This is a genomic window from Microcoleus sp. PH2017_24_DOB_U_A, from assembly GCF_020738205.1.
Taxonomy (GTDB): domain Bacteria; phylum Cyanobacteriota; class Cyanobacteriia; order Cyanobacteriales; family Microcoleaceae; genus Microcoleus.
In genome coordinates this window covers 1-12,017 of sequence record NZ_JAEQCT010000109.1, presented here as the reverse complement: position 1 = coordinate 12,017, position 12,017 = coordinate 1, and the positions used below count along the sequence as shown (strand labels likewise).

General features: G+C 44.6%; 8 protein-coding genes. 2 read left to right on the top strand and 6 right to left on the bottom strand.

Features of this window, described 5'->3' with window-relative positions:
* Positions 1-112 precede the first annotated feature (112 nt).
* The 4 genes from JGK07_RS26805 to JGK07_RS26790 all read right to left on the bottom strand — a co-directional run bounded on the left by JGK07_RS26805 (position 113) and on the right by JGK07_RS26790 (position 5,812).
* On the bottom strand, positions 113-562 hold the full coding sequence (locus JGK07_RS26805; RefSeq protein ID WP_293186734.1) for an EVE domain-containing protein: 450 nt from the start codon (positions 560-562) through the stop codon (positions 113-115).
* A complete protein-coding gene (locus JGK07_RS26800; protein WP_293193136.1) occupies positions 559-1,050 on the bottom strand; it encodes an SRPBCC family protein in 492 nt (163 codons plus the stop codon). The genes JGK07_RS26805 and JGK07_RS26800 overlap by 4 nt, the downstream gene beginning before the upstream one ends.
* A 228-nt stretch (positions 1,051-1,278) precedes the next feature.
* Positions 1,279-3,639, bottom strand: coding sequence for an FHA domain-containing protein (locus tag JGK07_RS26795; protein ID WP_293226523.1), 2,361 nt, complete (start codon positions 3,637-3,639; stop codon positions 1,279-1,281).
* A gap of 328 nt (positions 3,640-3,967) precedes the next feature.
* Positions 3,968-5,812 (bottom strand): ABC-ATPase domain-containing protein, encoded by a 1,845-nt coding sequence (locus JGK07_RS26790; RefSeq protein ID WP_293193139.1) that lies wholly within the window; start codon positions 5,810-5,812, stop codon positions 3,968-3,970.
* On the opposite strand from JGK07_RS26790, the gene JGK07_RS26785 reads away from it, so the two are divergent.
* Positions 5,802-6,104: a hypothetical protein gene (locus tag JGK07_RS26785; RefSeq protein ID WP_293226521.1), complete on the top strand. Its 303-nt coding sequence runs from the start codon at positions 5,802-5,804 to the stop codon at positions 6,102-6,104. The genes JGK07_RS26790 and JGK07_RS26785 overlap by 11 nt on opposite strands.
* Here the strand turns inward: JGK07_RS26785 and JGK07_RS26780 are convergent.
* Entirely contained in the window at positions 6,059-7,084 is a 1,026-nt protein-coding gene (locus JGK07_RS26780) for a M20/M25/M40 family metallo-hydrolase (RefSeq protein ID WP_293186729.1), read from the bottom strand. The genes JGK07_RS26785 and JGK07_RS26780 overlap by 46 nt on opposite strands.
* A 322-nt stretch (positions 7,085-7,406) precedes the next feature.
* Positions 7,407-7,985 (bottom strand): hypothetical protein, encoded by a 579-nt coding sequence (locus tag JGK07_RS26775; RefSeq protein WP_293186728.1) that lies wholly within the window; start codon positions 7,983-7,985, stop codon positions 7,407-7,409.
* A gap of 342 nt (positions 7,986-8,327) precedes the next feature.
* Here JGK07_RS26775 and JGK07_RS26770 point away from each other — a divergent pair, with 342 nt between their 5' ends.
* Positions 8,328-11,669, top strand: a complete 3,342-nt coding sequence (locus JGK07_RS26770) for an EAL domain-containing protein (RefSeq protein WP_293193142.1) — start codon at positions 8,328-8,330, stop codon at positions 11,667-11,669.
* The last annotated feature ends 348 nt before the right edge of the window (positions 11,670-12,017 follow it).

Here is a 12,017-nt window from a genome sequence, read left to right as displayed (position 1 = left end):
GTGGCACAGGCATCTTGCCTGTGACAAATATTAGGGGCGGGCTAGAAGCCCACCCCACAAGATTTTTTGTGGCACAGGCATCTTGCCTGTGACAAATATCAACACCTTTCTCCTACCTCACCTTAAAAATCTTCTGCGCCGCACTTTCAGACACCGGCATCACCGACAAGCGATTACCTTTCCTCACCACCAAAATCTCATCAGCAGTAAACTTTGCTTTCAGTTCATCCAAAGATATTAACTTAGTAAACTCTTCAACAAACTCAACTTTCACAGTCTGCCACCGAGGCGCATCAAGCTGCGATTTAGCATCATAATACTCGCTATTCACATCAAACTGAGTCGGGTCAGCAATCCCAGTTTCAACCACGCGCGCCAACCCAACAATGCCCGGAATTTTAGTATTAGAATGGTAAAAAAATACTAAATCACCCAAACTCATTTGCCGCATAAAATTGCGCGCTTGATAGTTACGAACGCCATCCCAAATCGAAAATTTGTCACGCCGCAAGTCCGCAATACTATAAACATCCGGTTCCGACTTCATCAGCCAATAATTCATACAATCCCTTCGCTTTGGTTAGCCAAAGATTGTTGAATATTGTCTAAACACTGCTGCATAGCTTTTTGCATAAAAACCTGAACCAACAACAACCCAACCGGATAAAATACCGGAGAAGTCAGCATAAAGTAAAACTCCCAATCAATCCGAGTCCCCTTTTCTGTAGTAGTAAACTTCCAATCTCCGCCACCAGACTCAATCAGTAGAGAAATCGGAAACTTAAACCCTCTAACCAATCGGTAAGTTTGTCTTTCTGGCTTTTTAAAAGTAATTATTTCTTCATCAATCACCGATCCATCGGAATGTTTTATCTGACGCACACCGCCTTCACGCATTTCTCCACCATCAGCCATTTCAGCTTTAATAATTGCTGGAATTAAACCAAATCCGCGAAATGATTTTGGCACATTCGATAGTGATGCCACAAAATCAAAGACTACTTCCGGTGATGCAGGAATTTCTACTAAGGCGTTGGTTTTAACTAACATTTAATCCTCAAATTTTTGGCATTAACTAAGTGCAGATTTCTAATTGTATAGCGGTTCTCACAAAGATGAGGTACGTTGTTGGGCTTTAGCCCTTCTTGGTTTAAACTGTCAAGTGTCAACTGTCAACTGTGAAAGGTGCGTCGCTGTGAGATTTTTCACTTTTTCGAGCAGATGATTCATGGTGACGCACCCTACGTTATTAACTTTTTAACTGTCAACTGTCAACTGCTATAAAATATCTTTCCGTTTCTGCAACCACAGAGTCAACATCAAATATACGAAAATATGCACGCACAAAATCCCCCAATTTAAACTCAGATTGTGCCACGTCGGATCGTAAACAGGAGTAGGCTCAAACGGCTGAGGAAGTGTACTCCCGTCCGGCAAAGTCGTAGGCGCGGGAACCATCGCGTTTACATTAACTAAAGAGCCGTAAGCGCCCACAGACCAACGACTTAACATCAACCAAGAAAACTTGCTCGCCACACCTTCCATCCTAAACAAAACTCCCGAGAAAATAATCTGAGGTAGCAATATTAGAGGTAAAGCACTGTTAGCTTGAGAGCCATTTTTGACGATCGCCGAAACCAGCAATCCGAGACTGATGCAGCTCATTAAAGTTAGAAAAGTGGTAATAGCTGCTCCCACCGGCCAGGAAATCAAACTCGGTTCGGGGGATTTGAAAGCAATCAGAATCACTCCTACCATCAACAGCGTTTGCAATACTGCTAACCCCGAAAGGATAAAAAACTTTGAGCCCAAATAAGCAAACAATCCTAAATTTACCAAACGTTCCCGCAGATAAATAGCAGATTCCTTGACAATTTCTTGCAGGGAAGTTGCCAGACCCACCCAAATAGCCGCGCAGGTAAACACAAACAAAACTCGCATCGCTAAAGGTGCTAAAGTTGGCTCCGGCGCGCCAATTAACGGGTCTTTATCCCTGACGGCAAGCCGCAGCAAACTAATCCCGATCGGCGCAGTCAAAAGAGCTAAACTTAAGTTAACTAAGTCGCGGGAAATTAGTTGAAAATAGCGCTGAGATAGCAAAACAAGTTGTTTGATAAAAGATAGAGATTTGGGCTTGGGAGGTGCAGCGGGCGTTTTTCCACTAGCGTTGGCGGTGCTGAAGTGGTTAACAATATAGCGCTGATAGTAGGGAGATTTCTGGAACTTTTCCGCCCAGCTTTGAACGTTAGTTTCTGACGTTTCTAATTCGTTGTAAATGTCGGCAAAATCCCCTGTTTTGACATCGAAAAAATCCAGGGCTTCCGTGGGCGGGCCGAAGTAACAAAGCCGTCCGCCGCGGCCCATAAACACAATGCGATCGCACATCGTGATATTTGCCGTCGCGTGAGTCACCAGAATCACCGTCCGGCCTTGACTTGCCAACTTTCGCAACAGTTGCATCATCTTCTTGTCCAAACCCGGATCGAGCCCAGAAGTCGGTTCGTCCAAAAAGAAAAGTTTCGGATCTGCTAACAGTTCAACTCCGATGCTAACCCGTTTGCGCTGTCCGCCGCTAAGTTCTTTGACAACAGCAGTGCGGCGGTGAGTCATTTCAATATCTTCTAAAGTTTTGGTGACTACTTCCTTAACATCTGTATCGGGAGGTAAGCGTAATTTAGCGGCATAACTCAACACTTCTTCTACTGTCAAATCTGCGTGAATAATATCATCTTGAGGCACGTAACCAATTTGATTGCGATAAATATTGAAGTTTTGGCGCAGGTTGTCGCCGTTGAGAAACACAGCGCCTTGAGTAGTTTTCTCGATGCCTAAAAGCGTCCGCATTAAAGTAGATTTACCCGCGCCGCTACCGCCGACTAAAGCCACAAACTGCCCAGGTTCGATCGCCAAAGTGATACGATCCAAGCGCTTGGGAATCACCAGACTGTCAGCATCCAGGCGAATTTGACTGCCTCGGTCTTGCACCTCTAACGTATGATTGCGGTAAGTTAGAGTAAACGGGCCGATCCGAATCGCATCTCCCTCGGCCAACTGTACAGAATTCGTGATGCGCTGGCCGTTGACAAAAACGCCATTAACACTGTGATCGCGTAAAATATAATTGCCGCGACTGTCAGCGTCAATTGTCGCGTGTCGCCTCGAAACCAGTGGCGCATCTAATTGTAGCGAAGCATTTGGATCGCGGCCCAACAAAACCGATCGATTGCTGAGGGGAATTGACTGTTTGCTGGGGGGAAAGATTTGACTCGCCAGGGGATTAAAATAAGTCACCAAAACTTGATTTTTGGGATCGAGACCGATTTTAATTTCTGTACCGTTTTTGAGACAATAACCGTCGTTGGGAGTGATGCGAGTGCGATCGACAAATAAGCCATTAGTGCTCGGCTGCTGGCCGTCACCGTCGTAAATCCAGTAATTTTGGCCAATTTGGCGCAACACAGCGTGAACCCCGGAAACTGCCCGCCAGGGTTCGGGAACAACCAAATCAGCACGAGTGCGATCGCGCCCCAGTACGTGCTGCGGCTGTTTTAACTCTAACTGTATGCTTTGATCTTGACTCGTTAATACTAAATAAGGGCGATCGCTGACAGCAGTCGGTTGTCCTATATTACCTATCATATTTAAATCGCCTTTTTTGCATTCACTTTTGTCAGCATATCAAAAGTAAGGCAACAATCCACTTATTTATTTGCGAACTAATGCAAAATGTCTATACTATCGTCTTCCGCGCGCGTTACATCTATATTACTTATTCCCTATTCCCTATTCATTCTTTCCTCTTCATTTTGTCAACCGTCAACTGACAGGGCGCATCTGGGTTTTGAAGAGGGCGAAGCATGACCGCATATAAGTTATTAGTGATAATCTCATATTTTCTGCGGTCATGCTTCGCCCCTACACACGTATTTGGCAAACTCAAATGCACACAACTGACAACTGACAACTGTCAACTGACAACCGACAAACTTCGCAGCCGATTAATAGCCGCCGCCAATTCAAAGCGGCGAAACATAGCAAAATCTCCCTCAGGAAAAGAGGATAAAATATCCATCCCCTGCGCGTCAATATCTGCCATCACCAAATCGATAATTTCCGACAAAGTGCGCTTCCCGTCTATGTAGTGACCCTTTGCATAAATCATTGCCGAGGCGATCGCCCGCAACTGTCCCCTGTCCACAATTTGCTCGACAGCGCCCAAATCAATCTCCTCAGTTCCGAAAGCCAATTCATCCACATCCCGCACCTTCACCCGCACATCTCGCCGTCCCCGACTCGGATCTAAACTAGCAGGAACCGGGACTCTGTGAGTAATATCACCAAAACTTTCTCCCCCTTCAGCAGCGCGACTGGTCGAGTAAATACTTGCTATTTCTTTAGCTTTTTCCGTCACATTATATGCTGCAAAATTATCCATGGAAATCACAGTATCCGCCACATCAAAATAATCGCCGCTTCCGCCCATGACTAAAATCGTCGATACGCCATAATCTGCGTACAACTGTTTCACTTTATCGATAAACGGCGTAATCGGTTCCTTATCCTTAGCAATCAGGGCCTGCATTCTGCGATCGCGAATCATAAAATTAGTCGCCGCCGTATCCTCATCCACCAACAAAACAGGTACTAAATCCCCTTCACAAGAGGCGGCTTGCATCCCTGTCGCAAAAGATTGAGATTCTTCCCTCTTCCTTCTTCCCTCTTCCTTCTTCCTTCTTCCTTCTTCCTTCTTCCTTCTCCCAACTTCCAAAGCCTCAATAATATTAGCAGCTTGCGACGTACTGCCGCTCGCATTTGCAGTAGAAAATTGTACAGTATCTCTACCTTGCGGCAAATGATTGATAAAAGGAGAAATATCCACCGACGCCACACTTCTGCCATCTTCCGCCCGAATTTTCACCGCCGCCGGACTTGTCACCACAAATTCCCTACCATCACCCGGAATTCGGTTATAAACTCCCAACTCAATCGCCCTGAGTAAAGTTGATTTGCCGTGATAGCCACCGCCCACAATCAAACTAATCCCAGCGGGAATTCCCATACCGGAAATCAAACCGCGATTCGGACAATTAAACTCAACCTTTAACGACGACGGCGACACAAAAGCCACAGCATCATTTAACAGAGGACGGTTGTCAACACCGCTGCGGCGGGGTAAAATAGAACCGTCAGCAACAAACGCAACTAATCCGTTTTCAGCTAACTGCTGCCGCAGCCAATCAGCATCTTCTACCGTTTCAACATGAAGGCGACATTCCGCAGCATTTAAGCTAGAATATTTCAGAGATTGGCTGACAATTCGCGGGATATCTTCGCACAGCATTTCAGCAGCTTGTCGCCCTAAAATACTGCGCCCGCCCGCCGGAAGTCCGACGGAAAATCGGATTTCAACCCCCCCTAAATCTCCCAGATCTGATGCAGTTGAGTCTAGGATAAATGCCGAAGTTCGTTCTAAAACTTCTTGTCTGAAGCGAGTCACTGCGATCGTACCGCTTTTACCGCTGCCGCGCTTGCTGCTGATGCTATATGCTGCTTTGTCAAACTGGCGAGTTAGGTAATCTCGCAGGGCTATTTCTCGACTGCGAGATTGGAAAAGTTCGCGGGGAATTCGAGCAATGTTTGGCGGAACTTTGACTCTAAATTTACTGGGAGATGCAAAGGGATCTCCCTGGACATAATCAATTATTAATGTGAATTCTGAAAAATCATATCTACCTTGAATGTCTTTGTACGCTTTGTAGCTTCGATTGTCTAGTTGCAGTAAATGCTGTCGCAGATTGTCTTTGTTAGTCATTTCTTGTAAGGAAGAAGGAAGAAGGAAGAAGGAAGAAGGAAGAGGGAAGAAGGAAGAAGGAAAGAACACCTTACATAATTACCAATTACCAATTATCAATTACCAATTACCAATTACCAATTACCCATTACCAATTACCAATTACCCATTACCAATTACCAATTACCCATTACCCATTACCAATTACCAATTACCAATTACCAATTACCAATTACCCATTACCCATTACCCATTACCCATTACCCATTACCGAATTTCCAATAATTTAGCAGTAGCATTAACCACAATTTGAGCAGAACCGATGAAAAAAGGTCGATCGATATTTGCGAGTGTATCGGTAGACTGGTGGTAGTGGGGCGATCGCAAATTTGCAGTATCCGTCACCAACACAGCACCAACTCCTTTATACCAGAAAGGCGCGTGGTCACTACGCAAAACATCGGGAGTCAGCAGCCCTTTCAGAGGAACCGGCAACGTCATCACCGGTGGTAAATCAGCTTGTGGCGACTCCGCAAAAGTACCCAACAGCAGCGGATGTTCCGCATCCCCAATCACAGCAATAAACTCGCCCTTATCGGGAGAAGTCACCCCCGCTGCATCTAGAAAAGGTTGCGGTTTCAATCCTTCGGGATATCGCTGACATCCAGCCGTGCGGCAGGCATAACCGATCATATCCAGGACGATCGCACCCTGCAAATTTTTTAACCGCGCCGGGCTACCCGCGAATGCTAAACTACCTAAAAGTCCGATTTCTTCCCGGTCAAAAAATGCCACTTGCAATGTCCGAGGCGTAGGACGAGAACCCAGCAATCTTGCTACTTCTAAAACTGCCGCAACTCCTGTTGCATTGTCGTCAGCCCCAGGAGATTGTGGTACAGTATCGTAGTGTGCTGCAATTAAAATTGCACCAGCGTTTGAGTCAGTACCTTTTCTCTCGGCGAAAACGTTGATTCCGCGATCGAACTCCTGCAATTTTGGTGAAAAACCGAAGGTTTTCAGTTGTTGGGAAATGTAGTCTCTCGTAAAAGAGCGAGCTCGTTCTCCCTCGCGTTCCCCTGCTAAAGTTTCGACGTGTTTCCACAACCGGGACGAGTCAACTTGCGGCTGACTGACTGCATTTTTTTCAGCAGGAGACTGGCTTTGGAAAGTGTGGATAGTGCGATCGATCGAAACTTCCGGTACAGCCGTTTTCGGCTGCAACGAGTCAGAGCCCCAACCCACAACTGCCACCGCAACCAGAATAAATAGCGCTATCGAAATCAATTGTTTCATCAGTAAGTCTATTTTATATTTTAGGCTATTATGTTTGTGATTTTACTTGACACCATCCTTTAAAATAACCCTGTTTCCAAAAATGAAACTCAAAGTTCTTAACATTTTTTCTAGTAGCGCTATCCTCAAAGATCGTATTGTATAACTAGCTCTTAGGTACGTAGTTGCGCTTCAGCGCTCTTTTCTTTTATATATGAAAGAGCGCTTTCATCGCAACTACGTACCTGTTTCAATGTAGCCGTTGCGTAATTCCTGTTACTTGCTTCAGAAAATTCACGACGAACTCAAATACTAATTTACATTCGTAACTCACAACTCAAAACTACTTTTTCTCCCACTCTATCTCCTTATTTCCCAATATCAACCCGCTGCTGCTACCCACAGCATAAGGAATAGTTTTTGCGGAAAACTCAACAATTTGAGTTGGTTGTTGAAACCACTCCGAGTAACTGGGATTTAGTTGGTCGTACAGTGCTTTTAAAGCTTGGATTTCTGCCTCTAGCTGCGCTGCTGCTTGATTAATTTTGCGAGCTTGTGCTTGCAGGCGCTTTTCCCCGGTTTGAACGTGGTTTTCTACTTCTTTCCAGTGCTCTCCCGCCAGCAATTTATCTAGTTCACCTTGTTTGTAATTGAGTAAAGCCTGTTTTGCTTCCAGTTGCTTTTCAATAATTTTAGTCTCTCGGTCAATTTCCTGGATTTGCTGCAACCACTGCTCCCCAAAAGCAGCATTTTGCTGGTGGAACTCGGCAAGGGCCTCAGGAGTATTATTCTTGGGAAAACTGACTGTCACTCGGCACTCTGAGCGCTGTAGGCAAAGTTTTTCCCGCGTCTCTTGCAGAGTGGCAACTTCTGCTTGCAGCGCGCGGACTTCTGTTTGGAGTTCTGGGATCGTCTGACTCATTGGTTCAATTCGTGGATCTCTGCATCGATCTTAAGCTAATTGTTTATTTTTCTAACAAATCTCCGCCGCCTATGAGCGGGAATTTTCTAATTTTAGCGCGATCCCAGCCGATGTCTAGGCATAATGGCGGATAGTTTGTGGCACAATGGCCGATGACAGATCTTAAATTAAGATTAAAATTATAATTAGTTACAAAGATAAATTCTTATTTTTGAACTCTTCAATTTACTAAAGCAACATAAATTTAGGTGCTATTCTTTCTGTAATTCCTCAACATATGCTCAAAGTATTTAGATTTCTTGAGACAGGAAGACATCTTTTTAAAATCAGGAACTGGAGCAAATGAAAATTACGTATCAATTGATTTTGGTATCTTTGACTGCTGCTATTTTTGGTGTGGAATGTAGCATTAATTCAATAAAATTGTCGGCAAGTATAGGGGATATAACCGACAATCGCAGTGTGGAAGCAATTTTGCTGGAGCCTGAGAAACTTAGCTCTTTGGGAGCGTCATCTCGCCCCACTACTTCGGCAGCCGCCGACTTATTTGTAGATAATTTATCCCAAAGAGAAGCTGTACATTTACCAAGCGACAACTTTATACATTCTCCGCAAAATTCCGAAAATAAACGTAGTTTTGGTCGGGAAACAATCTGTTCTTTTTTGGCTTTTATTTCTATAGTAATCTCGTTATTAATCAGGACGAACACAGCAACTATCTTATCTAAGACGAGCGGGAAATCTCACTCTGAAACAGAGAAAGAAAAGCTACCAGAAGCAAAAAAAGTGTTGCGTCAAAAAAAAGAACAAGATATCGGGGATACTATTGCCAAAATGACCCAAGATTTGCAGCAAACTGCGGAATACGCCCTCGATATTTGCGAGGAAATGAGCGTCTCGATCGTTGCTACAACTCCCGGCGGTCATATCCTGTCGTCTAACCAAGCTACCTGTCAACTTTTAGGATACTCTAAAAAAGAGTTGTTAGGCAAACAAATAGCTGGACTTTTCAAACAAACTGAATCACCGGCAGCCGGATTAGAATCAGCAACATTAACAGCCCAAGGTTCTGTCCGCAACGTCGAAAAAGTCTACCTTTCCAAACAGGGTAAAAAAATAATTGTACTGCTTTCAATTTCAACTATTCGCGACGGCAAAGGTGAAGTGAGCGGCAAGTTGTATGTAGCACAAGATATTACCGATAGCAAGCGGGCTGAAAGAGATTTGCGGCGCAGTGAAAAAAAGTTTCGGCAACTGGTAGAAACTGTTAATGCTGCTGCATTTATCTATCAGCGCCGACAGTTGCGCTATGTCAATTCTCAGACAGAAGCTTTAACTGGATATACTCGCGAAGAATTGCTAGGATTGGATTTATACGATTTTATTCATCCAGATTTTCGATCGACAGTTAAACAATGGGGTAAATCCCGCCAGCCGCGAGACAGTGCAGGCTCAAAATATGAAGTGAGAATTATCACGAAAACTGGAGAAACTCGCTGGATTGAAGCCACTGTTGATATTATCAAATTTGAGAGAAAAGCGTCAATATTAGTCACTGCTTTTGACATTAGCCATCGCAAATTAGCAGAGTTAGAACTAGAAACATCTCTTTCTTTGCTTCAAGCAACCATTGAATCTACTGCTGACGGAATTCTGGCGGTGGATGGTAGCGGAAAAGTTGTCAGCTTTAACCGCAAGTTTGCTCAAATGTGGCAGTTGCCAGATTTTCTGCTAGATTCGAGAGATAGCAACCAAATTTTGGGGTTCGGAATCAGCCAGTTAAGATACCCGGAAATCTTTCTCAACCGTGCTAAAGAATTGTCCGATATCCCCGCAGCAGAAAGTTTCGATGTCATCGAGTTTCAAGATGGCAGAATTGTCGAACGCTACTCGCTACCGCAGCATACTGGAGGCAAAATTACTGGTCGAGTGTTCAGCTTTCGGGATGTAACGGAACGCTGGCAATCTGAAGAAAAACTCCGCAAAAGTGAAGAACGCTTTCACCTGCTGACGCGGGCAACAAATGATGCAGTTTGGGATTTTAATGTGTCAAGAAATGAGTATTGGTTGAGCGAAGAGTTTGAAAAAGTTTTTGGATACAAACTCAACGAAACTCAGACGATAGATTTAGAATCATGGTGGCTGAATGTTCATGCCGAAGAACGGGAAAGAGTGAAGTCTAGCTTCAACGAAACAATGAACTCAGACGCTCAATGTTGGTCGGAGGAATACAGCTTTCGCCGCGCAGATGGGGGATATGTTTTTGTGCTCGATCGCGGTTACATTATCCGGAATGCTAGCGGTGAAGCAGTGCGGGCGATTGGCACTATGATGGATATCACTCAGCGCAGGCAAGCTGAAGAAATTATTCGCTATCAAGCTGTTTATGACCAACTCACAGGTTTACCGAACCGGATACTGTTTAACGATCGCCTGTTGGCTTCATTAAAACAAGCTAAAAAAAATGAAAAAATGCTCGCTGTGATGTTTTTAGACTTGGACAGGTTCAAAAAGATTAATGATACACTAGGTCACGCTGCGGGCGATCGCCTGTTAGAGGGTTTTGCCGGACGCATCAGCGACACTTTGCGATCGACGGATACGGTAGCCCGCTGGGGAGGCGATGAATTTACTGTACTGCTTCCCGAAATCAATTGCTTAGAAGATGCGATTAAAACAGCTCAAAGAATACTCGACAATTTAAAACCAGCATTTAAACTAGAACAACAGGCGTTTCACATCAGTAGCAGCATCGGCATTGCCCTTTATCCCAACGACGGTGAAGATGCCGAAACTTTAGTCAAAAATGCCGATGCCGCTTTGTACCGCGCTAAGGAAAGGGGAAGAAATAATTATCAATTATACACTGCAACACTTAATCCCGAAGGCAGCCAGTTGCTAAATATAGAAAACAGGTTGCACGAGGCTCTAGAACAGGGAGAATTTGAGATTTTTTACCAGCCAAAAGTCAACATCACTACTTGGAAAATCCAGGGTATGGAAGCCCTGCTGCGCTGGAAACATCCAGAATTAGGTTTAGTTTCTCCGGCGACATTTATTCCGATCGCCGAAGAGAACGGATTAATTGTCCCTATTGGCGAATGGGTGCTGCAAACTGCCTGCACTCAAAATAAAGCTTGGCAGGATGCTTTGCAACCAGATTTGCGGGTAGCGGTTAACTTTTCGGCGCGGCAGTTTCAGCAATTTAATTTAGTGCAAATGGTGGCGAATTGTTTGGAAAGAACTGGTTTAGCACCGAAGTATTTGGAGTTAGAAATCACCGAGACTACAGCTATGCAAGATGTGGATTATACCACAAAAGTTTTGAGGGAGTTGCAGGCTATGGGAGTGCAGATTGCGCTGGACGATTTCGGTACGGGTTATTGTTCTCTAAATTATCTCAAAAAGTTTCCGTTGAATATCTTGAAAATAGACAAATCTTTTGTCAGCGAACTGACGACTGATCCGTGCGAACGGGCGATCGCAAATGCTGTAGCAACTCTGGGGCGAGATTTGAACTTGAGCGTGGTGGCTGAGGGAGTAGAAACTAAAGAGCAGTTGGATTGTTTGCGATCGCTCCACTGTCACGAAATTCAGGGTCATTATTTTAGCAAGGCGCTCTCGGCTGGGGATGCGAGCAAACTTTTGGTAAATTGTCTGTTGAGGAAAGTGAAAATTGCTTAATTGGTCATTGGTCATTCGATCGGGTGCTGACGCTGCTTTAGGTACGTAGTTGCGCTTCAGCGCTCTTTTCCTATATATCAAGAAAGAGCGCTGAAGCGCAACTACGTACCTTGAATGTGAGAGTAAAGGGCTATCCACCAATCACCGGACATAACAGGACAACCAGTACCTAAAGGTGAAGAGATAGCCAGCCTCAGTTACAACTACGTTTTCAGGGTGATGACACCTACAGGTACTTTCCAGCCTGTGGCTCTGTCGTCAATCGTTAAACATCTGTATTTGGTTAAAGAAGTGCGGTTGACTCAACAAGCCCTGAAAACATTGGCGAGGAAAACATTACCCGAGCAA